Source organism: Pseudonocardia alni, assembly GCF_002813375.1.
Classification (GTDB): Bacteria; Actinomycetota; Actinomycetes; order Mycobacteriales; family Pseudonocardiaceae; genus Pseudonocardia; species Pseudonocardia alni.
Genome location: NZ_PHUJ01000003.1, coordinates 1741990 through 1767379, shown reverse-complemented (window position 1 = coordinate 1767379; position 25390 = coordinate 1741990). Strand labels below are relative to the sequence as shown.

Annotated in this window: 26 protein-coding genes and 1 pseudogene; 12 read left to right on the top strand and 15 right to left on the bottom strand. The window is 73.2% G+C overall.

Annotated features, from left to right (window positions below; translation table 11 throughout):
• The first annotated feature begins 162 nt into the window (after positions 1-162).
• The 9 genes from ATL51_RS09060 to ATL51_RS09015 all read left to right on the top strand — a co-directional run bounded on the left by ATL51_RS09060 (position 163) and on the right by ATL51_RS09015 (position 10988).
• Complete coding sequence (locus tag ATL51_RS09060; protein ID WP_100878327.1) at positions 163-966, top strand: IclR family transcriptional regulator; 804 nt, start codon at positions 163-165, stop codon at positions 964-966.
• Positions 963-2159, top strand: coding sequence for a CaiB/BaiF CoA transferase family protein (locus ATL51_RS09055; protein WP_100878326.1), 1197 nt, complete (start codon positions 963-965; stop codon positions 2157-2159). The genes ATL51_RS09060 and ATL51_RS09055 overlap by 4 nt, the downstream gene beginning before the upstream one ends.
• On the top strand, positions 2156-3019 hold the full coding sequence (locus ATL51_RS09050) for an HpcH/HpaI aldolase/citrate lyase family protein (protein ID WP_100878325.1): 864 nt from the start codon (positions 2156-2158) through the stop codon (positions 3017-3019). Before ATL51_RS09055 ends, ATL51_RS09050 begins: the two co-directional genes overlap by 4 nt.
• On the top strand, positions 3016-3846 hold the full coding sequence (locus ATL51_RS09045) for a cyclase family protein (RefSeq protein WP_100878324.1): 831 nt from the start codon (positions 3016-3018) through the stop codon (positions 3844-3846). The genes ATL51_RS09050 and ATL51_RS09045 overlap by 4 nt, the downstream gene beginning before the upstream one ends.
• On the top strand, positions 3843-5279 hold the full coding sequence (locus ATL51_RS09040) for an MmgE/PrpD family protein (RefSeq protein ID WP_100878323.1): 1437 nt from the start codon (positions 3843-3845) through the stop codon (positions 5277-5279). Before ATL51_RS09045 ends, ATL51_RS09040 begins: the two co-directional genes overlap by 4 nt.
• Before the next feature lie 155 nt (positions 5280-5434).
• Positions 5435-6721, top strand: a complete 1287-nt coding sequence (locus tag ATL51_RS09035; RefSeq protein WP_100878322.1) for an MFS transporter — start codon at positions 5435-5437, stop codon at positions 6719-6721.
• Positions 6718-8085, top strand: a complete 1368-nt coding sequence (locus ATL51_RS09030; protein WP_301548959.1) for an MmgE/PrpD family protein — start codon at positions 6718-6720, stop codon at positions 8083-8085. Before ATL51_RS09035 ends, ATL51_RS09030 begins: the two co-directional genes overlap by 4 nt.
• Before the next feature lie 10 nt (positions 8086-8095).
• Positions 8096-8743, top strand: coding sequence for a hydantoin racemase (locus ATL51_RS09025; protein ID WP_100878321.1), 648 nt, complete (start codon positions 8096-8098; stop codon positions 8741-8743).
• Between the two features lie 784 nt (positions 8744-9527).
• Positions 9528-10988: a glycosyltransferase family 39 protein gene (locus tag ATL51_RS09015; protein WP_100878320.1), complete on the top strand. Its 1461-nt coding sequence runs from the start codon at positions 9528-9530 to the stop codon at positions 10986-10988.
• On the opposite strand, the gene ATL51_RS29860 is transcribed toward ATL51_RS09015, so the two are convergent.
• The 11 genes and pseudogenes from ATL51_RS29860 to ATL51_RS08960 form a co-directional block, all read right to left on the bottom strand.
• Positions 10877-11287, bottom strand: coding sequence for a transposase (locus tag ATL51_RS29860; protein ID WP_392567361.1), 411 nt, complete (start codon positions 11285-11287; stop codon positions 10877-10879). The genes ATL51_RS09015 and ATL51_RS29860 overlap by 112 nt on opposite strands.
• A pseudogene (locus tag ATL51_RS29855) lies at positions 11254-11493 on the bottom strand (transposase); the annotation flags it as partial. The gene ATL51_RS29860 and the pseudogene ATL51_RS29855, both read right to left, overlap by 34 nt.
• A 269-nt stretch (positions 11494-11762) precedes the next feature.
• Positions 11763-12089 carry an STAS domain-containing protein gene (locus tag ATL51_RS09010; protein WP_157818285.1) on the bottom strand — a complete coding sequence of 109 codons (327 nt, stop codon included), beginning with the start codon at positions 12087-12089 and terminating at the stop codon, positions 11763-11765.
• Positions 12090-12198: 109 nt separating this feature from the next.
• Positions 12199-12465 carry a GlsB/YeaQ/YmgE family stress response membrane protein gene (locus ATL51_RS09005; protein ID WP_100878318.1) on the bottom strand — a complete coding sequence of 89 codons (267 nt, stop codon included), beginning with the start codon at positions 12463-12465 and terminating at the stop codon, positions 12199-12201.
• Positions 12466-12523: 58 nt separating this feature from the next.
• A complete protein-coding gene (locus ATL51_RS09000) occupies positions 12524-12823 on the bottom strand; it encodes a hypothetical protein (RefSeq protein ID WP_157818284.1) in 300 nt (99 codons plus the stop codon).
• Between the two features lie 106 nt (positions 12824-12929).
• Complete coding sequence (locus ATL51_RS08995; protein WP_157818283.1) at positions 12930-13562, bottom strand: Asp23/Gls24 family envelope stress response protein; 633 nt, start codon at positions 13560-13562, stop codon at positions 12930-12932.
• Positions 13559-14218, bottom strand: coding sequence for an RNA polymerase sigma factor (locus tag ATL51_RS08990; RefSeq protein ID WP_100878315.1), 660 nt, complete (start codon positions 14216-14218; stop codon positions 13559-13561). Before ATL51_RS08990 ends, ATL51_RS08995 begins: the two co-directional genes overlap by 4 nt.
• A 464-nt stretch (positions 14219-14682) precedes the next feature.
• A complete protein-coding gene (locus ATL51_RS08985) occupies positions 14683-14880 on the bottom strand; it encodes a CsbD family protein (protein WP_100878314.1) in 198 nt (65 codons plus the stop codon).
• A 721-nt stretch (positions 14881-15601) separates the two neighbouring features.
• Positions 15602-16645 carry a hypothetical protein gene (locus ATL51_RS08970; RefSeq protein ID WP_100878312.1) on the bottom strand — a complete coding sequence of 348 codons (1044 nt, stop codon included), beginning with the start codon at positions 16643-16645 and terminating at the stop codon, positions 15602-15604.
• The gene (locus tag ATL51_RS08965; protein ID WP_208622953.1) at positions 16642-18090 is read right to left on the bottom strand and encodes an NAD(P)/FAD-dependent oxidoreductase; all 1449 of its coding nucleotides are present in this window, start codon (positions 18088-18090) and stop codon (positions 16642-16644) included. The genes ATL51_RS08970 and ATL51_RS08965 overlap by 4 nt, the downstream gene beginning before the upstream one ends.
• 31 nt (positions 18091-18121) lie before the next feature.
• Positions 18122-18748: a GOLPH3/VPS74 family protein gene (locus ATL51_RS08960; RefSeq protein WP_100878311.1), complete on the bottom strand. Its 627-nt coding sequence runs from the start codon at positions 18746-18748 to the stop codon at positions 18122-18124.
• A 226-nt stretch (positions 18749-18974) separates the two neighbouring features.
• Between ATL51_RS08960 and ATL51_RS08955 the strand changes: the two genes are divergently transcribed.
• The gene (locus ATL51_RS08955) at positions 18975-19964 is read left to right on the top strand and encodes a TetR/AcrR family transcriptional regulator (protein WP_100878310.1); all 990 of its coding nucleotides are present in this window, start codon (positions 18975-18977) and stop codon (positions 19962-19964) included.
• Positions 19965-19996: 32 nt separating this feature from the next.
• Here ATL51_RS08955 and ATL51_RS08950 read toward each other — a convergent pair whose 3' ends face one another.
• From ATL51_RS08950 to ATL51_RS08940, 3 genes are read right to left on the bottom strand one after another with little or no spacing between them, the layout of a single operon-like run.
• Complete coding sequence (locus ATL51_RS08950) at positions 19997-20458, bottom strand: nitroreductase family deazaflavin-dependent oxidoreductase (RefSeq protein WP_100878309.1); 462 nt, start codon at positions 20456-20458, stop codon at positions 19997-19999.
• A 48-nt stretch (positions 20459-20506) separates the two neighbouring features.
• Entirely contained in the window at positions 20507-21502 is a 996-nt protein-coding gene (locus ATL51_RS08945) for a zinc-binding dehydrogenase (RefSeq protein WP_100878308.1), read from the bottom strand.
• The gene (locus ATL51_RS08940; RefSeq protein ID WP_100878307.1) at positions 21499-22107 is read right to left on the bottom strand and encodes an NADPH-dependent F420 reductase; all 609 of its coding nucleotides are present in this window, start codon (positions 22105-22107) and stop codon (positions 21499-21501) included. Before ATL51_RS08940 ends, ATL51_RS08945 begins: the two co-directional genes overlap by 4 nt.
• A 144-nt stretch (positions 22108-22251) precedes the next feature.
• Here ATL51_RS08940 and ATL51_RS08935 point away from each other — a divergent pair, with 144 nt between their 5' ends.
• Complete coding sequence (locus ATL51_RS08935) at positions 22252-22863, top strand: TetR/AcrR family transcriptional regulator (RefSeq protein WP_301548958.1); 612 nt, start codon at positions 22252-22254, stop codon at positions 22861-22863.
• A 66-nt stretch (positions 22864-22929) separates the two neighbouring features.
• On the opposite strand, the gene ATL51_RS08930 is transcribed toward ATL51_RS08935, so the two are convergent.
• Complete coding sequence (locus tag ATL51_RS08930; protein ID WP_100878305.1) at positions 22930-23559, bottom strand: TetR/AcrR family transcriptional regulator; 630 nt, start codon at positions 23557-23559, stop codon at positions 22930-22932.
• Between the two features lie 288 nt (positions 23560-23847).
• On the opposite strand from ATL51_RS08930, the gene ATL51_RS08920 reads away from it, so the two are divergent.
• Complete coding sequence (locus tag ATL51_RS08920; RefSeq protein WP_167409982.1) at positions 23848-25371, top strand: alpha/beta hydrolase; 1524 nt, start codon at positions 23848-23850, stop codon at positions 25369-25371.
• Positions 25372-25390 lie beyond the last annotated feature (19 nt).

The following is a 25390-nucleotide window of genomic DNA, read 5'->3' as shown; positions in this document are numbered from 1 at the left end:
TCAGTTGTTCCGTTAGGCGGAACATCACGGTTGAACCGTCGACTGCTCGATAACAGCAGTCTTGCTGCACTGATGCAAGTCAGGTGATGCGACTTCTTGACACACAAGCTCGACACACCACATTCTCGTTCCGGTAAGCGGTACGGGACAGAGGGAGGCGTCGTGACGGAGACGACCGGGGGCACCGGGGCGACGGAACGGGTGGCCGACGTGCTGCTGCTGTTCACCGACGGCCCGCCCACGCTCGGCGTCAGCCGGGTCTCCCGCGACCTCGGGCTGTCCAAGGCGGTGGTGCACCGGATCCTGCAGTCGCTCACCGCACGCGGCCTGATCGCCTACGACCCGGCCAGCCGGGAGTACCGGCTCGGCCCGGCGGCCGCCGCGCTGGGCAGTCGCGCGCTGCGCGACTCCGACCTGCGCACCGCGGCGCTGCCGTTCCTGGCCGAGCTGCGCGACCGGCTGCACGAGACCGTCACGATCAGCGCGAAGGTGCACGGCGGTCGGGTGTACCTCGACCAGGTCGTCGGCACCCACGAGATCACCATGTCGGTGGAGCTCGGGCGCCGGTTCCCGCTGCACGCCGGGTCGTCGGGCAAGTGCATGCTGGCGCACTGCGCCCCGGACGAGGTCGACCGGCTGCTCGACGGCGAGCTGGTCGCGCTCACCCCCTCCACCCCCACCGACCCCGCCGCGTTGCGCGCCGAGCTGGTCCGGATCCGCGAGCGCGGGTACGCCGCGTCGGCCGGTGAGCGGCAGGGCGACGCCGGCTCGGTCGCGGTGCCGGTGTTCGGCCCCGGCGGCCTGGTCGGCGCCGTGTCGGTGTGCGGTCCCCGGTTCCGGGTCACCGACGACTTCGTCGCCGTCACCGCTCCCCGACTGATCGAGACGGCCGACCGGATCACCGCTCGGCTGGGCGGCACCGCGCCCCCGCGCACCGTGCCCACCTCCACCGAAAGGACGTCATGACGTTCGACCACCCGGCGGCGCTGGAGGGCCTGAAGGTCCTCGACGCCTCCACGCTTTTCGCCGGTCCCCTGGCCGCCACCCTGCTGGGCGACCACGGCGCCGACGTCATCAAGATCGAGCACCCGCGCGGCGACCCGGCGCGGACCCACGGCGCGCAGAAGGACGGCGTCGGGCTCTGGTGGAAGATGCTGGCCCGCAACAAGCGGGCGATCACCCTGGTGCTGTCCACCCCGCGCGGGCGCGCGCTCTTCCTCGATCTCGCCGCGGACGCCGACGTCGTCATCGAGAACTTCCGCCCGGGCACCCTGGAGCGCTGGGGGGTGGGCCCCGACGAGCTCCGGGCCCGCAACCCGCGGTTGGTGCTGGCCCGGGTGACTGGGTTCGGCCAGATCGGCCCGTACGCGTCCCGGCCCGGGTTCGGCACGCTGGCCGAGGCGATGAGCGGGTTCGCTGCGATGACCGGCGAGCCGGACGGACCGCCCACGCTTCCGCCGTTCGGGCTGGCCGACGGCGTCGCCGCGATCACCACGGCGTTCGGCATCATGACTGCGCTGCGGGCCCGCGAGTCCACCGGCCGCGGCCAGGTGCTCGACACCGCGATCATCGAGCCGCTGCTGCACCTGCTCGGGCCGGGCCTGATCGCCTACGACCAGCTCGGCGTGCTGCAGCCGCGCACCGGCAACCGTTCGACCAACAACGCGCCGCGCAACACCTATCGCTGCTCCGACGGCCGGTGGGTCGCGGTGTCCACCAGCGCTCAATCCATCGCCGAGCGGGTGATGCGCCTCGTCGGCACCCCGGAGCTGATCGACGAGCCGTGGTTCGCCAGCGGCGCGGGCCGCGCCGAGCACGTCGAGGAGCTCGACGCCGCCGTCGGGACCTGGATCGCCGCCCGCGACCGGGACACCGTCGTCGAGGCGTTCGAGAAGGCCGAGGCCGCGGTCGCCCCGATCTACACCGCCGCCGACGTGCTGGCCGACCCGCACTTCACCGCGCTCGGCAGCATCGTCACGATCGACGACGACGAGCTGGGCCCGGTCCGGTTCCAGAACGTCCCGTTCCGGCTCTCTGAGACCCCCGGTGCGGTCCGGACCACCGGCCCGCGCCTGGGTGCGCACACCGCCGAGGTCCTGGGCGGGCTCGGGGTCGGCGCCGACGAGCTGGAGCAGCTGCGGGCGCAGGGGGTCGTGTGACCGGCCTCGGCCGCGCCCGCAGCTGGCTCTACGTCCCCGGGCACCGCGCCGACCTGGTGCGCAAGGCGCTCGACGGCCAGGCCGACGCCGTCGTCGTGGACCTGGAGGACGCCGTGCCGCCCGCGGACAAGGACCGGGCCCGCGAGACTGCCGTGGCGACCTGCGCCGCCCGTCCCGGCGAGGTGTGGGTCCGGGTGAACGCGGCCGGGACCCCTTGGGCCGAGGCCGACACGGCCGCACTGGCCGGCGGCACCGTGGCCGGGCTGCGGGTCCCGAAGGCCGAGGACCCCGCGGCCGTGGCCGCACTCGCCGAGCGGACCGGCGCCCCCCTCCACCTGCTGGTCGAGAGCGCCCGGGGGCTGCGCCGGGCGTTCGCCCTGGCGGAGTGCCACCGGCTGGTCGCCGGCGTCTCCACCGGCGAGACCGACCTCGCCGCCGACCTGCGGATCCGCGACCGTCGCGAGCTCGGCTGGGCCCGCGCCCGGATCGTCACCGCGAACCGGGCCGCCGGGCTCCCCAGCCCGGTCGCCAGCGTCTGGACCGACCTCGCCGACCGCGCCGGGCTCACCGCCGACAGCGCCGCCCTGCGCGACGCCGGATTCTTCGGCCGCTCGGTGATCCACCCGGACCAGATCGAGCCGGTGCACCGCGCCTTCACCCCCGACCGCGCCGAGGTCGAGCGGGCCCGCGCCCTGCTCGACTCGGTCGGCACCGCGGGCACCGCCGCCTGGGTGGACGACCGCGGGCGCTTCGTCGACCCCGCCGTCGTCGCCGGGGCGCGCTGGGTCCTCGACCTCGCCGACTCCCTGACCGACCACCACGAACCGGCCGGCGCCACGGCCGGGAAGGAGACCTCGTGAGCACCTCCACCACCGCGGGCCCCGGCCTGCTCGACGCCGTCCGCGCCGGGACCCGGGTGATCGAGCTCGGCCACCCGCTCTACACCGGGATGGCGGGCTCGCCGAACCACCCGGGCTTCCGGATGACCCTGGAGCGCCGGCACGGCGACGTCGTCCGCCCGGACGGCGGCTCGGCGTCGAACGAGGTGATCGTGACCGGTGGGCACACCGGCACCCACATCGACGCGCTCGCCCACGTCAGCCACGACGGCCTGCTGCACGGCGGGGTCGACGCCGCCGAGGCCCAGCGCGGCGGCAAGCACACCGCGCACGGCGCGGAGACGATCCCGCCGATGGTCACCCGCGGTGTGTTCCTCGACGTCGCCGCGGTGCACGGGGTCGACGTGCTCGACGGCGGCTACGGCGTGACCGTCGAGGACCTGCAGCGCGCCGCAGAGCGTGCCGGGGCCGAGCCCGGCCCCGGGGACGTGGCCGTGGTGCGGACCGGCTGGGGACGGCTCTTCGCCGACGCCCCCGCCTACGTCGGGAAGGAGACCGGCGTGCCCGGCATGACCGTCGAGGGTGCGCACTGGCTGGCCGAGCGCGGGATCGTGGCGACCGGATCGGACACCACCGCCTACGAACAGATCCCGGCCGGCGTGGGGCACCGGGTGCTCCCCGTACACCGGGTACTGCTGGTCGAGCAGGGCATCCACATCGTCGAGCACCTGGCCCTCGAGGACGCGGCGGCGGCCGGGCTCGGCGAGTTCCTCGCCGTGTTCGCCCCGCTGCGCATCGTCGGCGGCACCGGCGCCCCGGTCCGCCCGCTGGCGGTGGTGCCGGCATGAGCACCACCACCCCCGCGCAGCGGATCGGCGAGGTCGGCGCCCGGCTGGCCGCGGACGGCGTCGACGACGTGCTCGCCGACGACCTCGTCCGGCGGATCGTCGACGTCGTCGGCAACTCGCTGGCCGCCACCCGCGAGGAGCCTGCCCGGATCGCCGGAGCGGTGACCGCCGAGTGGGGCGGCGCGCCCGCCGCGACCGCGATCGGGCAGGCCCAGCGGCTCCCGGCCCCGTCCGCGGCCCTGGTCAACGGCACCCTGGCGCACAGCCTCGACTTCGACGACACCCACCTGCCCTCCGTGCTGCACCCGTCGGCCGCGGTCGTCCCGGCCGCGCTGGCCACCGCCGAGCGGGTCGGGGCGAGCGGGCGCGCGTTGCTGGCCGCGGCCGCGATGGGCATCGAGGTGACCTGCCGGCTGGGCATGGCGGGCTACGACGAGGACCTGGGTAACTCGGTGTTCTTCGAGCACGGCCAGCACGCGACGGCGATCTGCGGCGCGATCGGCGCGGCGGTCGCCTCGGGGATGCTCTCCGGCCTGGACGCCGACCGGCTCACCTCGGTGGTCGGCATCGCCGCCAGCATGGGCGCCGGGGTGATCGAGGCCAACCGCACCGGCGGCACGATCAAGCGGGTGCACTGCGGCTGGGCCGCGCACGCCGGCGTGGTCGCCGCCGACCTGGCCCGGCACGGCCTGACCGGGCCGCCGACCGTGGTCGAGGGCCGGTTCGGGTTCCTCCGCGCGTTCTGCGGCGAGCGGGTGCACCCGGAGCGGGTCACCGAAGGGCTCGGCGAGCGGTGGGAGACCCCCGGGGTGTTCTTCAAGCCCTACCCCTGCAACCACTTCACCCACGCCGGGGTGGACGCGGCGCTGGCGTTGCGGGCGCGCGGCGTGCGTGCCACCGACGTGCGGGAGCTGACCCTGGGCGTGCCCGCGCCGGTGCTGCGGACGATCGCCGAGCCGGCCGAGGAGAAGGCCCGCCCCCGCTCCGGCTACCACGCGGCGTTCTCCGGGCCCTACACCGTGGCCGCGGCGCTGGTCGGCGGCGGCGGACTGGGCGTGTTCCACGAGGACTTCACCGACGCCGCCGCGGCGGACCCGGCACGGCTGGACCTGGCTGGGCGGGTGCGGGTCGTGGCCGACGACGAGGCGACGGCCGGGTTCCCGCGCCAGTTCCCGGCGGTGCTGACCGCCGAGCTGGCCGACGGGAGCACCGTGACCGAGCGGGTGCGGACCAACCGCGGCGGGCCCCAGCGGCCGCTGTCGGCCGACGAGCTCGCCGCCAAGTTCACCGGCAACGCCGAGCGCGCCGTGCCCTCCGACGACGCGACCACGATCGTCGCGACGCTGTGGGACCTGCGCGACGACCGCCCGGTCGCCGACGTGATGAGCGGGTTGCAGGAAGCCACCATTCGTTCCGCTCAGAGAAACAATTGAGCATTCGCTTCCACGCTGTCATCGGAATTAACTCCCGGCTCATTGACTCACAGCGTGGCATCCATCGAGAATTACCGGACGACGGAGTCTGAATTGTTCCGCGGAGCGGAACACGGGATTCGCAGGGACGCGAATCGGATGCGAAGGACGCAATCATGGGTACACGGTTCCGCTTCGTGACGTTGGGGCTGGTCGTCGGCCTCATCGTCATCAACTACATCGACCGGAGCGCGGTCTCCTACGCGGTCGAACCGCTCGAGCAGGAATTCGGGATCACCACCGCGCAGTACGGGATCATCAGCTCGGTCTTCTCGCTCGGGTACATGGTCGCGGCATTCCTGTCCGGGCCGCTGGTGGACCGGTTCGGCACCCAGCGGGTACTGCTGGTTGCCGTCGCACTGTTCTCCGTGACCACGGCGCTGATCCCGGTCGCCGGGTCCTTCGCCGGGCTGCTGATAATCCGGCTGCTGCTGGGCATCGGCGAGGCACCGGCGTTCCCGGCCGCGACCCGCACGGTGAGCCGCTGGCTGCCGATCCGCGAGCGCGGAGTGGCGCTGGCGCTGTGCGGCGGGGTCGCGGTCTCCGGCAGCCTGCTGATCTCCGGGCCGCTGCTCACCTGGCTCACCGACCTCGTCGGCTGGCGCGGCATGTTCTGGACCCTCGCGATCTTGGGTGTGGTCTGGGCGGTGTTCGCGCTGGCGTTCCTGCGCGACCTGCCCGAGGAGTCGTCGCGGGTCGACGCCGCCGAGCGGGAGCTGATCACCGCCGGCCAGGAGGCCGAGGCCGGGCCGGGCCGGGCCCGCGTGCGGTGGCGCCCGCTGCTGACCAACCGCAACCTCTGGGTCGTCTCCGGCGGCTACTTCGCGTGGGGCTTCATGTTCTGGGGCTTCATGTACTGGCTGCCCTCGTTCCTGTCCGACGCCTACGGGCTCAGCATCAAGCAGGCCGGCTCGTTCTCGATCGCTCCGTGGGCGTGCGGCGTCGTCGGCGCGCTGGCCGGCGGCGTCATCGTCGACCGGGTCTACCGCCGCAGTCCGCGCATCCGCAGCCGGTTCTCGGTGATGGGCGTGGCCCTGCTGCTCGCGGGCTGCTCGCTCGTGCCGCTGGCGATCTCGCCGACGCTCACCGTCGCGCTGGTCTCGATCTCGCTGGGGGTCGGGTTCGGCTTCATCACCGGCGGGATCTGGTGGGTCGCGGCCATCGACGCCGCTCCGGACCAGCCGGGCAGCGCGGCCGGGTTCGCCGACGCCGCGTTCGCCTCGTCCGGCATCGTGGCCCCCTCGGTGATGGGCTTCATCGTCTCCAGCACAGGCAGCTTCACCAGCGGGTTCGTCGTGATGGCCTGCCTGGCCGTCACCGGGGCCCTGCTGATGCTGCTGGTCCCGCGGGAGCCCGTGACCGCGGCGGTCGCCGCCGCGGAGACCGCGGGCAACCCGGCGTGACCGGTCGCGGTCCGGAGCGGACCGCCGCCCGGTCGGCCGTGCGGGCCGCGACCGGCCGGCTGGGCGCACGGGTGGCCGGGCTGCGCTGGGCCGACGTGCCGTCGGAGGTCCGCGAGCGGGTGTCTGCCGTGCTCGTCGACGCCGTCGCGGTCACCGCGCTCGGCGCGCGCGAGCCCGCCCAGCGCGCGCTCGTCGAGGCCTGGGACGCCCCGGCCGGGCCCGCCCCGCTGTTCGGGACCGGCCGCGAGGTCGCCGTCGACGCCGCCGCCTGGCTCAACGCCACCGCCTCGGTCCGGCTCGAGCTCGACGACGGGCACCGGCTCGCCGGCGGCCACCCGGCCGCGCACGGGTTCCCGGCGGTCCTCGCGCTGGCCGCGCGCCACCGGGTCCCGGGCGAGGAGCTGTGCTGCGCGTTGCTCGCCGCCTACGAGGTCGCCGCCCGCTTCGGCCGGGCCACCCGGCTGCGGCCGGGCACCCACCCGCACGGCAACTGGGGCGTCGCCGGGGCGGCGGCCGGCTGCGCCCGCGTCCTGGGCCTGTCCGCGACGGACACCGCGACCGCGATCGACGCCGGCGGCGGTCTGCCGGTCGCCGGGCCCTTCGTCGCCGCGCTGGACGGCAACCCGGTCCGCGACCTCTGGATGGGCGCGGCCAACCAGTCCGGTCTCGCCGCGGCCCGGCTGGCCGCGTCCGGGACCGGGCACCCGACCGGCGTGGCCGCCGACGCGCTCGGCGACCTGCTGGGCACCCTGGACCCGGACCTCCTGGACGGCGGGGACGGCTGGGAGGTCCTCGGCGGCTACTTCAAGCAGCACTCGTCCTGCTCGTTCACCCACGCTGCCGTCGACGCCGCCCTGGACCTGCGCGATCGCGTGGACGGTGAGATCGAGCAGGTGCTGGTCGAGGTGCACTCGCTCGGCGCGCAGCTCGACCGTACGTCCTGGCCGACCCCACTGGCCGCGATGTTCTCGCTGCCCTTCGCCGTCGCAACCGCGTTGCGCCGGGGTCGGATGGCCCCGGCCGACACCTCCCCGCACGCACTGGGCGACCCGGCCACCGCGGACCTGGCACGCCGGATCACGGTGCGCGCGGCCGCGGACCTGGACGCGCGGCTACCCACCGAGCGCCCGGCCCGGGTCACCGTGACCACGGCGGCCGGGCCGCTGGTCGCGGAGCGCCCGAACCCGGTCGGCGACGCCGCACACCACCCGTTCACCTCGCGGGACCGGGACCGCGTCCTCGGTGCGCTGCTCGGCTCACCGGACACCATGGCCGACCTCCGCACCCGTTGTGCCGCACTGCCCACCACGCCCGACGCCGGGGAGGCGCTGCGCGCGCTCGGCGCGGCGATCCCCGTCCGATGAGGAGGACCCGATGCTCGTCCATGCCGTCACCCCCATCGTCGTCGGATCGGCCGAGGTGGCCCGGCGGCAGGCCCGCTACGACGCGCTCGCCCCCGCGGGCGTCCGGGTGGTCCTGTCCGACCTGGCCCCCGACGGCCCCCGCGCGCTGGACACGGCGGACCAGGTGCGGCACTCGGAGGAGCTCGTCGCCGCCGCGCTGTCGGCGGCCCCCGCGGGCGACGCCGTGCTGCCGGACTGCGTGCTCGACACCGGAGTCCCGGTCGACGGCGGCCGGCTCGGCGGGCGGCCCGCACTCGGTCTGCTCCGGCTGACCGTCGGGGCCGCGGTGGCCGCCGGGCACCGCGTCGGCGCCGTGGCCCGGAACCGGGCGATCGCTGACGAGCTTCTGGACCGGGTCACCGCCTACGGCTGGGCCGGGAGCTTCGACGAGGTCGCTGTGCTGGACCTGCAGGTGACCGACATCGACGACGCCGCGCGCTGGGACGAGGCGATGCGCCCGGCCCTGCTCGCGGCCCGCGCCGCCGGGGTGACGGCGGTGGTCAACGGCTGCTCGGCCGTGGACACCGCCGTCCGGGACCCGGACCTGCCCCTGGTCCTCGACCCGATCCGGACCGGGCTCGGCGTGCTCGGGGCGCTCGGTGGGACGCCGGCCCGCTGAGTCGTCGCGACCCAGCCGGTGAGAGCGCATCGTCAAGCCGCAAGAAGGCCGTCTGGCCCAACTGGGGGCGGAAACACGACGTCGCACCTACGTGGCTGGGTGGAGTCGACCTCTCGACTCACCGAGAGCAGCACCTGACTCCAGATCGTGGGATCCGACCACTCCGGGGACGACTGAGTTCGCCGGCAGGAGGCCGGTACTGGTGCGGTATTCGGGGCCTGCGGTATTCGTCGGGTTATCCATGGCTCAGGACTCGGTTCAGCGCAGCCCGTCCGGCTGGACCCCATGCCGGCTTGCCGCCGGGCAGGCGGTGCTCGCCGTTCTGGCCCATCAGTATGAGGAACAGGCTCTTGAGCCCTGAGCGTCGAAGCGCTCGGACCGCCGCCCAGCCTGCCGACGCAGAGGGTGGGCCGCCCAGGCCATGTGCACGACGAGGTCGGCGGGCTCGTTCGTCGCGCCGACACGGTGCTGCTGCCGGTCGAGACGGTACCGATCTCGTCGGACGGCAGGCCCCCACGGAGGCCCTGATCGACCCGCCCCGGTGTGAGCCATGCCATGCACGCGCGGGGTGGACCATGCCGCAACGGCATGAGCTGTGATCGACTCCGACCGATCGCCGACCGAAGAACGAGGTGACACCCATGCCCGACCGCCCGGACCGCACGTTCGTTCGTCGTCCTGATGCCGTCGGACTCGCCGAGCTGCCAGAGAAGGCGTTGCTCCCTGTCGCCCACCGCCTCCGGAACCGGGCACCGACCGAGGACGTCCATTGCGCCGCGACTTCGTGACCGGTCCCGTGCATCGCTTCGCGGCGATCCCGGTGGCCGTCACGGCCGGGATCGTGGCGGTAGTCCACCTGACCCTGGCCGCCGTGCCGCGCAGCTGGCTCGACGAGGACCTGATGCTGGCCATCGGCCGCCACCACCTCGACATCGGTGCGGTGGACCAGCCGCCGCTGACACCGCTGCTCGCCCGCCTCGCCGACACGCTCGCCCCGGGATCACAACTGGTCCTGGCCGTGCCCGCCGTACTCGCCACCACCGCCGCCGTCGTGCTCACCGCGCTGGTCGCGCGCGAGCTCGGCGGCGACGCACGCGCGCAGACCCTCGCCGCGCTGGGCCAGGCCACCTCGATCGCCGCCGCCCAGTTCGGGCACTGGCTGACCCCCTACACCCTCGAACCCGCACTGTGGACCGCGTTCCTGTGGCTGCTCCTGCGCCGCCACCGCACCGGCGACGACCGGCTCCTGCTCGCCGCCGGACTGGTCGCCGGTGTCGCCGCGCAGACCCGGTTCCAGGTCTTCGCACTGGGCGCGGCCCTTGTCCTCGCCCTGCTGGCCGTCGGGCCGCGGAACCTGTTGGTTCGCCGGGCCACATGGGCCGGCGCCGGAATCGCGCTGCTGGTCGCCGCACCCACGCTGGTCTGGCAGGCCGCGCACGGCTGGCCGCAGCTGGGCATGGCGACCGCGGTCGCCCAGGAGAACACCGCCATCTACGGGCACCCGGTCGTCGTCGCCGCACACGGGCTGGCCGTGACCGGACCGCTCACCCTCGGGCTGGCGGTGTCGGGGCTGCTCGCGCTGCTGCGCGACCCGCAGTGGCGGCCGCTGCGCTACCTGGCAGTGGCCTACCTGCTGTTGTTCATCGCGGTCCTGGTCTCCGCGGGCCGGCACTACTACCTGACACCGATCTACCCGGTCCTCGGTGCCGTCGGTGCCGTCGCGCTCCAGCGACGCCGGGAACGCCGCGGGCCACGCCGCGCCTGGCCGGTGGTCACCGCCGGCGCAGTGCTGGCCACGGCCGGTGCCGCGTCGTCGGTGCTGCTCGCGTCCCCGGCCTTCGCCGCCCCGCTGGCCACCACCACCGCAGCCACCTGGTCCGCGTTACCCGACGAGGACCGCGCGCGCACCGCACTCGTGGCGGTTCCCTACGTCCACGCTGCGCTTCTCGACGCCGCCCCACCCGACCTCGGCCTGCCGGCGGTCCACGGAACCAACAGGGCGTACGGCTGGTTCCCGCCCCCGCCGGACACATCCGACGCGATGCTGCTCGTCGGCAGTCCCGACCTCTTTCGCCCCTACTTCACCTCCGCCCGCCCACTGCGGACAGTGACGGCGTCGACCCCGCTGGGGACCTACGGGGGCCTGGTGGAGGAGAACACGACCATCTGGCTGCTCGAGGACCGGACCGTCACCTGGCAACAGATGTGGTCCGAGCTCAGAGACCTCTCAGTCATCGGCCGGTGACACCCGGTCCCCACCGGGCCGGTGCCGACCCGGAGCCCGAGCACGTCTCGCGCGCCGTCGCAGTTGATGTCGATCACGACGTAGATCGGGTGATCGGCCACCTGGCCTTCGCGGATCTGGACGTACAGCGCGTATATGAACACCACGGGTCGGCCCGATCGAGGGGGGCTCCGTCGGGCGGTGATTTCGTCGACCACCTTGTCGGTGACCTCCGAGGCCAACCCCTGCGGCACGGTGGCGCCAAAGACCTCGCCGAGTTCCGCGGGACCTTCACCTCGACGCCCGATCTCGATGCGCACCGTCTTCGCGAACTCCCATTGCGGTGGTTGTCGCCGCGCGAAACCGAACGATCTTCGGGGTCGCAGCTCAGGTGCTCGTTCATCTCGGTGCCCAGCGCGGTCTGCAGGACCGCGCGGCCCCCCCCCGGGGCCAGCGGGCCGTCCGGGCCGATTGGCGAGGCCTCGGATCGGCACGCCTCCTCGATCAGCTCTTGAGCAAGTCGCACGTCTGACCCGGTCGCTTCCGGTGGCAGGTTCTGCTGGTCAACGGTCGTCTCCGCTGGCGGTGGTCGCTGGGGACGAGCACGGCACGGGTGCGGTCGCCCTGGAGGCGACGCAGGGTTGGTGATGCGAGGTCGGCGGCGTAGTGGCAGAGCCGGTGTGCCGAGAGGGCCGCGACGGTGGCCCGGTGGGCGAGGGTGAGCTCGAAGCGTGGGGGTCGCGGTGGCGCCGGGGTGTAGTGCCGTGCCGGGCCGGTTCTGCCGGGTCGTGCCGGTCAACGCTCGTCGGTGATCGTGATCGCGAGCGGCGACGGATGGAGGCGGTCGGTGACCAGCAGGGCCCGCTCGACGGGGCTGCCCCGCCCGATGATCAGTTGCAGGGCGGTGCCGCGGCTCGCGGCGTGGGTGTGCGTGGTGGTGAGCATGGTGATGGCGTGGACGGAGAGGAAGGTGACCTCGCGCAGGTCGAGCACGACCCGGTCGGTGGTTCCGCTGTAGTCGCGTAAGCGGCGTTCCAGTGCCGGGCTCGTCGCGGCGTCGATCTCGCCGTGGATCGTGAGCAGTACGGCTCCGGTGGGGTGCTCCCGCTTCTCGACGAGCATGACGTGGGTATGTGGCCGGGGCCGGGTCACGGGCTCACCACTCGCGGCGGGACGGTGCAGCTGGTCCGGGGCCGGTGGTGTCCGGGCTGGAACCATCGGGCTGTTCCGGTCACCGGCGGGTTCGGCGGCCGATGACCAAGCGGTAGATCACGAGCAGGACGATTGAGCCGATCAGCGCGATGATCCAGGTGCGGAGGTCGAAGAAGGCGCCGGTGCCGATCCCGAAGAGCCGGGAGCTGACGAATCCGCCGAGCAGCCCGCCCAGGATGCCGAGAATGACCGTGACGAGGATGCCGCCGGGGTCCTTGCCCGGCATGACCAGTGTGGCCAGGGCGCCGGCGACGAGGCCGACGACGACCCATCCGAGGATTCCCATGATGTGTCCGTATCTGTGAGCGCACCACGCTGATGGCGCTTCGTGCGGAGTGCTGCGTTCAGGGCTGTGTGTCGGTGACCGGCCGCGGCTGCGGCTGCTGGGGGGATCGGTCCGGCGCCGGTGCGTGGGTTCCGTGTGTCCGGTCGCCGGTACCGGGGGGCGTGGTGCCGGTGGCGAGCGGACCGCGGGCTCGGCGGGCGAGCATGCGCTGTGCCCAGGTCAGGACGTGGGTCAGCGCGGAGGGGCCGTGGCGGCGTTCGATGGCGCGTCCGAGCGCGCCCAGGACGCGGCTGAGCAGCGGGACGGCGATCGCGAAGATCGCCCAGGTGCGTAGGTGGCGGGACAGCAGGACCCACATGCTGCAGCTCCTCGGGTGTCGGTCGTGGTCGGTGGTCATGAGCTCGGACATCACGCGGGACCGGTCCTCACGCCGCTCACCGATGACGTGGGTCACGATGACCGGGTCAGTCGAGGACGTCGTCGATGATCACGATGATCTGGGTGGGATCGAGGTCGGTGAGCTGTCGTACGCGGTCGGTCACGGCGCGGCGGACGTCCGCGGCCAGCTGGTGCAGTGAGCGGCCGTAGTCGGCGGCCAGAGTGATCTCGATGACGGTGCTGGTGCCGGCGACTCCGACGTGGACCTCGGAGTCGGTGTCCTGGTGGGAGCCGGTGAGGTCCCTGCTCAGCGCGACGCGGACGCCGGGTACCTCCTGGGCGCTGTGACGGGCGGCGACGACCACGACCCGGGCCGCGACGCGGGTGGTGCCCTGCGGGCCGCGCAGGGTGGCGTAGTCGGTGTCCTCGACCGCTCCGCGGATCCGCGCGAGTGCGGCGTCGATCCCGGCCTCGGGGGTGTCGACCTGTTCCGCGGCGAGCTCGCGCATCGGTGACCACAGCCGGTCGAACTCGGCCAGGGCCGCCTGGCAGTGGACACAGTGGTTCTGGTGGGGGTCGAGGGTGGCGGCGTCGCCGCGGGCGACCTGGTCGAGCAGATCGTCGCGGGACCGGGCGCAGGGCAGCAGGTCCGGTCGCAGAGGGATGTGTCCGCCGCCGGAGGCCTGGTCCCCTGTGCGGTCGTGCTCGTGGCTGGTCATGTCCACTCCCGCATGGTCTCGGCGAGCTGTCGGCGCCCACGGGACAGGCGTCCCCGGACGGTCGGTTCGGAGACGCCGAGGATGCTCGCCGCCTCGTCGTAGCTGAGCTGCTCGATGTCGATCAGCACGATCGGGGCGCGCTGGTCGGCCGGGAGCCCGGCGAGCGCGGCGAGCGCCGCGCGCAGGCGGTCGCGTGCCTCGGCCTGGGCGTCGGCGCCGGGGGACCTGGCGAGGTCGGGATCCTCGAGGGGGGTGTCATGGCGGCGGCGCTTGAGGTGGGTGATGCAGCGGTTGACCACGATCCGGTAGAGCCAGGTGGTGAACATGCTGTCACCGGCGAAGCCCGCCAGTGCGGTCCAGACCTGGATGACCACGTCCTGGGTGATGTCCTCGGCGTCGTCGCGGTTGCCCAGCATGCGCAGCGCGATGCGGTGGATGCGGTCGCGGTGGCGCCGGATGAGGACCTCGTAGGCCTCGATGGAGCCGAGCTGGGCCTTGCCGACGAGCCAGGCGTCGGCCTGGTGGTCGATCTGGTCGGCGTTGCGGCCGGGGCCTGCGCCGGCAGGGGGCCGGCCGGGGCGCGCCGGTCCATCGGTCGCGGCGACGGCGCGGTCGCTGCGCCGGTGGTCGGGGTGTGGTCGGGAGGCGCCGGTCATCGCGGCGGGCCGTTCGGACGGCGGCGGTGGCTCTGCGCACGCTGGCGCCGTGGGGCCGGGTCCGGGTCCGGGTCCGGGTCAGACATGACACCTCTTCTGGATGATGGCCGAGTGGTCCTCCGCCTTCTGCCGCATCCGGAGCCCTACAGGTGACGGGCGTGCGGGCCGGGTCCCTGGGTCCGCGGTCGTCGGTCGGCAGGCCGGTGCGGAGTGGAGAGCGGCGGGCCGTTGCGGCGCGCCGGTCGCGGTGGCGGAGGGCCGTACCCGGCGGGGTGTGGGCGGTGCCGGTGCGAGGCCGGCGGCGAGACCTGGTGTTCGGGAGCGACGGGCGAAGGCGGTGGCGGGGCCCGTGGTCCCTGGAGAGCACGGGCCCCGTACCGCGAGAGGAATGCCGCAGGCCGAGCTTCGGTCCCGGGTGGCTCCGTCGGAGCGAAGGGGATGTGCGCTGCTCGGAGGTGTCGCGGTCAGTCCTTGGTGAAGGTGTCCTTGACGTTCTTGGCGGTGTCCTTGGCCTTCTCGCCGGCCTGCTTGGCAGCGGCCTCGGCCTGGTCGGCCTGCCCGTCGCGCTTGAGGTCGTCGTTGTCGGTGACGTCGCCGATCTTCTCCTTGGCCTTGCCGACCGCGTCCTGGGCCTTGTTCTTCGCCTTGTCGGTGAAGCTCATCGTCGTTCTCCTGTCGTCTGACGGATGTGTCGCCGGTCCCCGGACCGATCGAGCCGGGTGACGGTCGTGCCACGGCAGACAGCGACGGCGTCCGCGGCGGTGGACGACGGTGCGGCCATCTCGTCCGCAACGGCCATCCGACAGTTCTGACGACTCCCGGCCCCCGATCCTCACGCGCCGGGATGGTGACTCGTGTCACGGACCGGTGAGGGTGAGTGCAGAAGCCGCCGGGTTCACCGACGTGCCGTCGATCGGGATGGCGACCGGATGAGCCACGCTCAACACGACACCGATCGCGATCCCCGTTCTCGCCCAGCCGCGGAGGGGCCGAACGCGAGAGCGACACCGAGGTCTCCCACGGTGTCCCCGGCGATCACGGCGGTGCCGACTCCTCCGATGACGAGCAGGGCGGTTCCAGCGCCTCCGCGGCGCTGCTGCGCAGCAGGGTGGGCGGGTGCGGATGTTCGCGACCGCGGTCCGCTCCGGAACCCCACTCGACGCCGACGCCACCGTCGTCGACCTCATGGTGAACCTGCGTGCAGACCGCGACATCCGACAGAATCCGTCGTGACCGTCGGTCACGACACTGTCCTCCACATCCGGTCGACTCTGCGCCGGGCCGCGCGCGTGATCGATGAGCACGACTCCGGACTGCCGTGGCGTGCGGCGGGACGAGGAGCCGGGAGCGCGACCGGGCAGGCGAGGTCGCTGATGACGGTGGTCATTCCGGCCGGCTCAGCGGATGCTCGTCGCGGGGATCGGCAGCCTCGGCTCTCCGCCGCCGGAGATGCTCGGCGAGACGTGCCAGCAGGTACACCTGTGTCACGATCGCGACCGAACCGACGAGTGCGGCGGTCGGTGACGCGGGCATCATGAACGCGGTGTGCGACACGAGGATGCCGCCGATGAGCCGGATCCGGTGCCGGTCACTCCACCCGGGCGATGCCTGCCAACGCAGGAGCAGCCAGCCGAACGGGACGGCGGTCATCAGTCCGACGACCAGCCGCTGGGCGGGGGACATCAGGTCGCCGAGCAGCATCGTGGGGCCGAGGCCGAGCGGGAGCAGCGTGGTGAGGAACGCCATGGTCAGGTACCCGGACACGACTCCGACCAGGGTCGGGTGGGGCGTCTTCCGGGCCCCGCGAACGCGGGCGGTGACGCCGCGGCGGGGGAGGACCAGCAGCGCGACCACGCCGAGCGTCGCGATGAGTGCGAGGAACAGGAGCGTGAAGCCCCAGGGGGTCCGGTAGCCGGGGTCCTCGGTCGCCGAGATCAGGTGGCGGAGCCCGAGCACGCCCAGGACCGCGAGGGAGCCCGCGCCGGCCAGGCCCCGGTTGCCGAGGTAGGGCCGGTCCCGTTGTGCCGGGAAGAGGAGGTCGGTGAGGGTGATCGGAACGAGGACGCTGAGCACGACGTGCACGCCGACCTGGGATTCCCAGTAGGTCCAGTTCACGCCGAGCGCCCGGAATCCCCAGTCGGCGGCGCCGTACATCCGGGGGCTGGTCAGGGCCTGCAGGCCCAGGCCGTCCTCCGCGACCTGGTAGGCCACGCCCAGCAGTACGAGGCTCGGCCAGGTGCCACCGGCCCGCACGGTCGCCTCGCGGAGCACGAGGACACCGGCGCCGTACATCACCATCAGCAGCGGCACCAACAGCCAGGTGAACGGCACCGCGACCGCGGTGAAGGTGAGCTCCGCGCACACCGTGGTCAGCAGTGCGAGCGTCCAGGGCGCCCGGTTCCACCGCCGGTTCCCTGACCGGTTCATCCAGTGGCCGCCTCTCTGCGTGTCGGGTGGTGCGGTCCCGGTGGCGGCAGCGACCGTCGTGTGTGCAGGAGCTCGTCGAGCTTCGCGTTCTGGGCCTTCGCCATGGCCGTGGCCGCCTGTTCGACGACCGCGCGTTCGGCCGGGTCGTCCGGCATCGGCGGGGCGAGATCCGGATGCAGGCGGGAGGCGCGCAGCCAGGCGTCGATGTCCGGGTTCGCTGCCCAGCGCAGCTGTTCCGCGTTCGCCGAGAGGGCGAACCGGAGCCAGTCCACGTCGCTGCTCGGGTAGGGGGTGACGGGACAGAGTTCGTTGCGCACGGTGTCGTCGGGACCGGTCACCTCCACGTGTGCGACGAGTGCGGCGCTGAACACCGGCTGGCACGCGCGGACCGGCTGCAGGGTGATCAGTCCGTCCTGGAAGATCGGTACGACGGGCAGCTGCTTCACGGCGTCGGCGGTGCAGTCCACGTGCAGCACCTGGGGGCCGGTCGGGAGCGTGCCGCCGTCGAGTTCGATGGCCGTCGGGTCGATGCGTGTGACCCGGCCGAGGCGGACGACGTCGGAGATCCTGCGCAGCTGTTCCAGCTCGGCCCGGGAGACGGTGGCGCAGCGGAACGCCGTCGGCCGCTCGTCCGGGGAGATCCTCAGCAGCGCTCCCGCCGCGTCGAGCCGGTCGAAGAGGTCGCCTACCGACTCGGCGCCCATGATCGCGGAGTGCTTCGCGGCGTGGTCCGCCGCGATCTCCGCGGGGCGGCGCAGCGGCATCGGCTGCACCGTCGCACGGTCGATGAGCCACGGCGCTCGGGGCATGATCCAGGTCAGGTCGGCGGGGTCGACGCCCTGCTCCAGCAGCCAGAGGCAGGCGTCGATCCCGGTCTTGCCCGCTCCGACGACGACGTAGCGGTCGGAGGGCTCGCGAACGGCGGGCAACTCGTTCGGCGGCACGACTCGGATCCCGTCGGCGACCGGGAACGCCGGCGGCCGCATCGCGGGCACCGTGACGCCCTGGTAGGTGGTGTCCACGATCCTGCGCCGCACGGTCACCCGGTACCGGGTGCCCGAGGTCGTCACGTGGAACCGTCCGCCACCCCGGTACTCGGCCATCGGGAAGTAGGAGACCCGCCCGGACGGCAGGAACGTCCGGCGCATCACCTGGTCGAAGTAGTCGCAGATCTCGGCGGCGCCCGCCAGCTCGTACATCCCGGCGTTCCAGCCCGTCCGGTCGACCCGGTCCTCGCCGAGCGGGCGGGAGTTCACGCCGTACACCGCCGACGGTTGGTGCAGCCGTACGAAGGGGTAGGCGATGGTCCAGTGTCCGCCGGGTCGGTGGTAGCGGTCGACCATGGTGACGGTCGCCCGCGATTCGGTCAGCACCGTGTCGACGAACGCCATCGCGGTCGCGCCTGCGCCGATCACGAGGTAGTCGGTGTCGATGTCGGTCACCATCGGGTCGCTCCTGTCCGTCTGTTCGGTCGGTTCAGCCCGATGCGGCCATCGCGGCGATGGCGCCCTTCGTCCGGGCGATGGCCGTGCGCACTGCGGGACCGACGGCCTGCCCCGTGGCGATGTCGCCCATCCGTGTGCGGACCTGCCTCCGGTGACCGGTGGGCAGCGCGCGGCGCCACAGCCTCGCGGCGTGCAGCACGCCGATCAGGGCAGCGGTGCGCTCGTCGGGCTCGTTCCCGTCGAGGACGGCGTCGGCGAGCCTGCTGCGGATCTCGGATCCGGCCGAGGAGTCCTGTGTGGGGTAGCGGTGCGCCGGGACGAGACCGAGCAGCCGGCCGCGTCGGCGCCGGAGCACACCGCGTTCGACGAGCGCGGCGATGGCGCGCCCCGGCGCCCCGGCGCGCGTCCGTCGCAACAGCGTCGAGACCTTCACCCGGCCCGCGACCTCGGCGAGGACGGTGTCGAGGTGCCCGGCCCCTGTCGGGGCCGGGTCCACGACCGTGACGACGTCGTCGTCCCCCACGGCGATGCGCTCGGCGAGGGCCAGCTCGACGACGACCGCACCGGCCACGGCCCAGTCCAGGCCGAGGCGGGTCCCGCCCCTGCCGGTGTCCTCGTCGAGGGCGATGAGGACGACTTCCTCGGCGACGGTGAGCATGGGGATGTCCTTTCCGGTCCGGCGGGCGGTGCGGGGCGGATCGCCGGGTGGCGAAGCTCCGGCTCGCTGACTGCGTACGCTGTAGCGAACTACGCGTACACTGTCTCCGCGAGGACGTGAGACGGTCAATAAATCGTGTTCAGATGCCTCTGCAAAGTGAACTAGTGCAGCGGAAGTGAACTAGTGCACTTCCCTCGCTGTCGACGACGACGCTCAGGAGGTCCGCATGTCGGAGGACGCTCAGCCGGAGCCGCTCTACCGGCGGATCGCCGGGGAGTTCGCGGCCCGGATCCGATCCGGTGATCTGAGGCCGGGGGACCGGATCCCGTCCATCCGGCAGATCGCCGACCGGTGGAACGTCGCGATCGCGACCGCGACGAAGGTTCTTGCTGTCCTGCGCGACGAGGGCCTGGTCGAGGCGAAGGTGGGCTCCGGCACCGTCGTCAGCGCCTCCACGAACGGGCCGCGCCGGCCGGGCCGGGCGCACACGTCCGCTTCCCGGTCGTTCCCGCCGCGTCCGGCCGGCGGAGCGAGGCAGGCACTCGGTCGCGAGCACGTGCTGCGGACCGCTGTCGCGATCGCCGACGTCGAGGGTGCGGGGGCGGTGTCCATGCGGCGGGTCGCCGCCGAGCTCGGCGTGGGGGCGATGTCCCTCTATCGCCACATCGCGAACAAGGACGACCTGATGACCGAGATGGCCGACCTGGTCTTCGGGGAGCTGGAACTCCCCGACCCGGGACCCGACGGCTGGCGAGCCAGACTGGAGCTGATCGCGCGGTGGCAGTGGGGGCTGTGCCGGCGACACCTGTGGCTGCCCCGAGCGGTGTCGTTCACCCGGCCCTCGATGGCGCCGAACATGATGGTGCACACCGAGTGGACCCTGCGGGCGCTCGAGGGTCTCGGCCTGTCACTGCGCACGCGGATGCAGGAGGCGCTCGCGCTGCATTCGTTGGTGATCAACGCTGCACTGTCCACAGCGGACGAGGTGGAGGCCGAGCAGGAGACAGGTGTGTCGCTGGGCCGGTGGCGGCAAGCGCAGCGTGCACGGACCGACGCGCTGTTCGCCGGCGGGCGCTTCCCCTTGCTGGCGCAGGTCCATGAGCGAGTCGTCCCCGACGTCGACGAGCTGTTCGACTACAGCCTGGCCCGGCACCTGGACGGGTTCGCGGTCCTGGTGGGGGAGCCACCGTCGAGCAACTCGCGGTCGGCCCCGTGACCGCCGGCTCCGTGCCGGGACTCCTCGAGGGGTCAGTCCGTGACGGGTTCGAGCAGCACCACCGGCACCTCCCGGTCACCGGTCAGGACGGCGCGCTCGCGCAGGTCGGCGAAGAACGGGTACAGCCCGTCGGCGTAGGCGAGCCAGTCCGCGCGTTCGGTGCCCTCGGCGACGCGCGCGGTCATCAGCGCCCGGCGGGCCCCGTCCTGCAGCTGCACCGTCGGGTGCGCGGTCAGGTTGTGGAACCAGCCCGGGTGTCGGGCCTGCCCACCGGCCGACGCTCCGAGGGCGTAGACGCCGCCGCGCTCGATCCGCATCAGGGGGGTCTTGCGCAGCGTGCCCGACCGTGCCCCGCGGGTGGTCAGGACGACGACGGGGCCGCCCAGCATGGTCGCACCCTCCCGGCCGCCGGTGCGTTCGTAGAGCTCGACCTGGTCGCGGGTGGTGGGATCGGAGCTGGGGACGTACTCGCCGTCCAGCAGGTTCGGTGTCATGCCGGGTCGTTCCTTCCGTCGGTGGGTCCCGGGCCCTGCGGGCCGGGGTCAGAGGGTGATCACGGTCTTGCCGACGCTCCGGCCGCTCTCGACGAGCGTGTGTGCGGCCCGCATGGCCTCGGGGGTCAGTCCCTGCAGCGTCGTCGTCCCGATCGGACGCAGGCGGCCCGCCACGACGTCGCCCGCCGCGCGGGCGAGGATCCGGCCCTGACGGGTGGCGTCGCCGCCGGTGACGATCGTGCTGAACACCATCTCGCCGTGCAGCGACAGCGATCTGCCGGCGGCCGCCTCCAGGTCCCAGCGCCCCGGCGCGTCGACGAAGGCGAGGTGTCCGAACGGGCGCAGCAGCTCGACGTACGAGGTGAGCCGGCTGCCGGTGTCCGAGGTGGACAGCACGAGGTCGACGGGGCCGACCCCGGCGTCGCGCAGCTGGGCGGCGAGGTCGCGGTGGTGGTCGACGACGAGGTCGGCCCCCAAGGCGGTGGCCCACTGCCGTGACTCGGGCCGCGACGCCGTGCCGATCACGAATGCCTGCGTCCACGTCGCCAGCAGCTGCGTGGCCATCGAGCCCACACCGCCCGCGGCGCCGACGACCAGGACGTTCCCGACGCCGGCGGGCAGTGCGTCGCCGTCGCGGACGAGCGCCTCCCACGCGGTGAGCACGCCGATCGGCAGGGATGCGGCGTCGGCGAACGTGAGCTCGTCGGCGATCGGGGCGACGACCCGGTGGTCGACCGCGACGCGTTCGGCCCAGCTCCCGTCGCGGGTGATGTCGCCGGTGCCCATCACCCGGTCCCCGACCGCGAACCCGGTGGCCGCGGGCCCGGTCGCGACGACGACGCCCGCGAACTCCCATCCGAGGACGACGCGACCGCCCGGCGGCGCACTGCGGGTCCGCCGGATCGCGGCCTCGCCGGGGTTGACACCGATCGCCCGCACCTCGACCAGCAGGTCGCCGGCCCGCAACCGCGGTTCGGCGACGTCGACCAGATCGATGGCGAACGCGTCGAGCAGGTGCGCCCGCTCGTAGGCGAGTGCCTTCACCGCGCCTCTCCGTCCGGGTCCTGGCGCAGGGCGTGCAGGGCCGAGAGGGGGCCGCCGACCTGCATCAGCCGTCCGCCGTCGCGCAGCGGTCCGGCGTCGACCGGGGCGAACCCGATGCGGTCGGCGAGCTCGTGGAACGTGGCCTTGGCCGCGGTGCTGTCGCCGGCGTGGAACAGCAGCTGCCGCCCTTCCGGGTGCCGGGGGTCGGCGGCGATGTAGCGGGCGTAGAGCGTGTTGAACGCCTTGACCACGCGTGCGCCGGGGGCCAGCGCCGCCACGAGCTCGCTCGGCGTCGTCGCGCCGGGATCGACGTCCGCCGACTCCGGCATCCGGTTGGTCGTGTCCACCAGGATGCGGCCGTCCCAGGGTGGGAGCCCGGCCAGTGCGTCGCCGACCCGCGGCCACGGCACGGTCAGGAACACCATGTCGGCCCGCGCGGCGTCCTCGACCGGCGCTGCCCGCACCGACGACCCCAGTCGCGCCACGACATCGCGCAGCGAGTCGGGGCCGCGGCTGTTGCTCAGGGTGACGGTGTGCCCCGCCCTCACCAGATGAGCGGCCACGGCCTGCGCGACCGTCCCGGCGCCGATGGTTCCGAACCGCACGACAACCCCTCCTTTGATGATGAACGACATCAATAACTACACGACCGGAGGTGGGTGCCGTCAAGCCGGACGGCCAGTTTTGATGGTGGCCATCATTGAAATTCGGCTAGACTCGGCCGGGTCCTGGCCTGGGAGGTGGTCGACATGCCCCGCGTCACACGGGAGCAGAAGCAGCGCAACCGCGAGCGGATCCTGGCCGCGGCGGGCGAGGGGTTCCGGCTGCGCGGCATCGACGGGACGGGCATCGACGGACTGATGAAGTCGGCGGGCATGACCCACGGCGGCTTCTACAACCACTTCGCGTCCAAGAGCGACCTCGCCGTCGAGGTCCTGCATCAGGGCTTCATCGACTCGCTGGCGGTGCTCGACGGCCTCCGTGCGGCACATCCCGGTTCGGCGCGCGCCGCCCTGGACGGCATGATCGACCAGTACGTCGACGCCGAGCACCGGGACCACCCCGAAGCCGGATGTCCCTCGGCCGCACTCGTCTCCGACGCGGGACGGCACGGTGCCGGCGCGCAGGCCGAGTACCGCCGCGGTCTGGACGGCTACTTCGACGCCATCGCGGAGATGGTGATCGAGTGCGGCCGGGAGATCGGTACCGAGATCACCCCGGCCGAGGCCAGGGAGCAGGCGGTGGCACTGTTCAGCCAGATGGTCGGCGCGCTCCTGCTCGCCCGGGCGGTGGCCGACGTCGCCCCGGATCTGTCGGACGAGGTCCTCGCGGCCAACCGGAACCAGCTCAAGGACCGGTGAGCGCGCGGCGCAGCGGGCTCACGGGCCGATGATGCGCCGCTCGCCCGCGTGGTGATCGTCGGCGGCTCAGGTCCCCGAGCGCTCCACCGGCGCCTCCCGGCGAGGCGGGTAGGCGCCACGGATGCGGTGCAGGGTGTCCGTGACGACGGCGCGGACGTCGGCCTCCTGCAGCGGGGCCGGGCTCAGCGCCGAACCGAGCGAGAAGCCCTCGACCAGGGTGAGCAGCAGGAGCGCTTCGCGGTGCAGTGCCTCCTCGTCGATCACACGGTCGGCGAGTGCCGCGCGCAGGAGCGACCGGATCGCCTCCGCGGCCGCGAGCGAGGTCGTGGCGACCTCGGCTGCGAACCCCGGGTCCGTGCGTGCCATCACCCGGTACTCGACGAGTGCGATGTTCTCCTTGCGTTCCTGCTCGCTGGTGGGTGCGACGAGGACGACCAGCTCGGCGACCCGGCTCGCCGGATCCCCGGAGAGTCCCGGGTTGCGGTGCTCCGCGCGCTGGAGCAGGACGCCCAACGTGAACGACATGACCTCCCGCAGGTTGTCGCCGAAGTAGTGCCGGATGCTCCCGATGGCCAGGCCGGAGCGTGCGGAGATCCGGGCGAGGGTCACCGAGCGGAGTCCGTGCGCGGCGATCTCGTCGATCACGGCGTCGGCGACCTGCGCTCGCCGGGCATCCGGGTCCACGCGTCTGGGCATGGCCCCACTCTATCGCCCGATGTGGCATGAGCATGCTACGTTTCTAGCACGTTCATGCTAGAAACCGCGTCGGTCCGGGCGTAGCACCCACCCGGCCGCGCCGCCGTCGAGCCCACAGCGGTCCGCGTCCGGCGCATCCCGGTCACGGTCGGCAGGTCCTTCCGCACCTGCAGGTCGTCGACCCGGTCGGACGCACATCGCCGCCGCACCCGGACCCGCCCCAGGAGAGACATGTCCTCGTATCGCCGACGCCCGCACCGATCGCGACGGACCGTGCCGCGTCTCGCCGTGGCCCTCACCGTCATCCCCCTCGTCCTGTCGGCGGCCTGCACGTCGGCGACCCCGCCGGAGCCCGCTGGGCAGGCGGACATGGCCGCCTACCTGACGCAGGAACCGGACTGGGGCAGCTGTACGGACACTGCGACCAACGCCGCGGACGCCGAGCTGTTCGCGAACCCCGCACTGGAGTGCGCGTCGGTCGAGGTCCCACTCGACTACGACGCCCCGGCGGGGGAGAGGGCACGGATCGCCCTCACCCGTCTCCCCGCCCGGGGAGAGGCCGAGGGGTCACTGCTGATCAACCCCGGCGGCCCCGGCGGATCCGGCACCAGCTTCGTGGCGTCCTTCCTGCCCCAGTGGCAGAACGGTCCCGTCGCCGAGCGCTTCGACATCGTCGGCTTCGACCCGCGCGGGATCGGAGCGTCGACCCCGGCTCTCGACTGCTACACCGACGAGGAATACGACGCAGGGGACGTGCCCCGGTTCGGCGCCGTGTACGACATCACCAGCGCCGAGCAGGCGGTGGACCACGCGCAGCGCTGCATCGACGGCTCCGGAGGCGTCGAGAACCTCGTCAACGCCGGATCGGCGAACGTCGTGCGGGACATGGACATCATGCGGGAGGTCCTCGGCGACGAGCGGCTGACCTTCCTCGGCTACAGCTACGGCTCCGAGATCGGTGCCATGTACCTCGCCGCGCACCCCGACAAGGTCCGTGCCGTCGTGCTCGACAGCGCCGTCGGGCCCGACTGGACACCGAGCGAGCTCCGCCTCGCCCAGTTCACCGCCTCCCAGGCCCGGTTCGACGAGGTCGCCGCGCTCTGCGCCCAGTCACCCGACTGTGTCCTCGGGCCCGATCCCGCGGCGGCGAACGAGCGTCTGCACGAGATCGTCGCGCCGCTGGTCGGGACGCCGGTGCCCACCGCCGACGGCAGGGACGTGAGCGTCTGGGACGTGTATCTCGGGATCACGGCGGGCCTGGCGGCGGAGGCCCACTGGCCCACGCTGATCTCCGCCCTGACCGCGCTCGACGCGGGGCGGGCCGAGGAGATCCTCGCCCTGCGCGACGGCTTCTACAGCCGCACCGCCGACGGCGTCTACACCACCGACATCGATACGAACATCGCCGTGCGCTGCATGGACTGGCCCCGCCTGACTCCGGAGGAGCAGACCGCGCACGCGCGTGAGGTCGCGGAGGTCGCGCCGATGTTCGATGTCGACGTGCTGACGGGCGGGACCTTCCACAGTGAGTGCGAGGGCTGGCCGGCGCCACCGACCCGCGACGACCCGTGGCTGCCCGCCGAGGTCGAGGGCCTTCCCGAGACGCTCGTCGTGGGGGTCACCGGTGACCCGGCGACGCCGTACGAGGGCAGCGTCTCCATGGCACGAACCCTCGGCGCGAGCCTGCTCACCGTCGACGGCAAGCAGCACGGCGCCTACCTCCTCGGTGGCAGCGCGTGCGTCGACGATGCGGTCAACGCCTACCTTCTCGACCTCGAGACCCCGCCGGCCGATGCCCGATGCAGCCTCTGACCCGCTCGGGACCCCGTTC

Excerpts from the sequence above, each read along its gene's own strand:
- ATL51_RS08930 (WP_100878305.1), bottom strand. The coding sequence starts at position 23,559 with ATGCCCAGACGCGTGGACCCGGATGCCCGGCGAGCGCAGGTCGCCGAC.
- ATL51_RS08955 (WP_100878310.1), top strand. The coding sequence starts at position 18,975 with ATGTCGGAGGACGCTCAGCCGGAGCCGCTCTACCGGCGGATCGCCGGG.
- ATL51_RS08970 (WP_100878312.1), bottom strand. The coding sequence starts at position 16,645 with ATGAACCGGTCAGGGAACCGGCGGTGGAACCGGGCGCCCTGGACGCTC.
- ATL51_RS09010 (WP_157818285.1), bottom strand. The coding sequence starts at position 12,089 with ATGCTCGTCGAGAAGCGGGAGCACCCCACCGGAGCCGTACTGCTCACG.
- ATL51_RS09035 (WP_100878322.1), top strand. The coding sequence starts at position 5,435 with ATGGGTACACGGTTCCGCTTCGTGACGTTGGGGCTGGTCGTCGGCCTC.
- ATL51_RS08995 (WP_157818283.1), bottom strand. The coding sequence starts at position 13,562 with ATGACCAGCCACGAGCACGACCGCACAGGGGACCAGGCCTCCGGCGGC.
- ATL51_RS09000 (WP_157818284.1), bottom strand. The coding sequence starts at position 12,823 with ATGTGGGTCCTGCTGTCCCGCCACCTACGCACCTGGGCGATCTTCGCG.
- ATL51_RS09055 (WP_100878326.1), top strand. The coding sequence starts at position 963 with ATGACGTTCGACCACCCGGCGGCGCTGGAGGGCCTGAAGGTCCTCGAC.
- ATL51_RS09025 (WP_100878321.1), top strand. The coding sequence starts at position 8,096 with ATGCTCGTCCATGCCGTCACCCCCATCGTCGTCGGATCGGCCGAGGTG.
- ATL51_RS08960 (WP_100878311.1), bottom strand. The coding sequence starts at position 18,748 with ATGCTCACCGTCGCCGAGGAAGTCGTCCTCATCGCCCTCGACGAGGAC.
- ATL51_RS08965 (WP_208622953.1), bottom strand. The coding sequence starts at position 18,090 with ATGGTGACCGACATCGACACCGACTACCTCGTGATCGGCGCAGGCGCG.
- ATL51_RS09005 (WP_100878318.1), bottom strand. The coding sequence starts at position 12,465 with ATGGGAATCCTCGGATGGGTCGTCGTCGGCCTCGTCGCCGGCGCCCTG.
- ATL51_RS08950 (WP_100878309.1), bottom strand. The coding sequence starts at position 20,458 with ATGACACCGAACCTGCTGGACGGCGAGTACGTCCCCAGCTCCGATCCC.
- ATL51_RS09040 (WP_100878323.1), top strand. The coding sequence starts at position 3,843 with ATGAGCACCACCACCCCCGCGCAGCGGATCGGCGAGGTCGGCGCCCGG.
- ATL51_RS08985 (WP_100878314.1), bottom strand. The coding sequence starts at position 14,880 with ATGAGCTTCACCGACAAGGCGAAGAACAAGGCCCAGGACGCGGTCGGC.
- ATL51_RS08990 (WP_100878315.1), bottom strand. The coding sequence starts at position 14,218 with ATGACCGGCGCCTCCCGACCACACCCCGACCACCGGCGCAGCGACCGC.
- ATL51_RS08935 (WP_301548958.1), top strand. The coding sequence starts at position 22,252 with ATGCCCCGCGTCACACGGGAGCAGAAGCAGCGCAACCGCGAGCGGATC.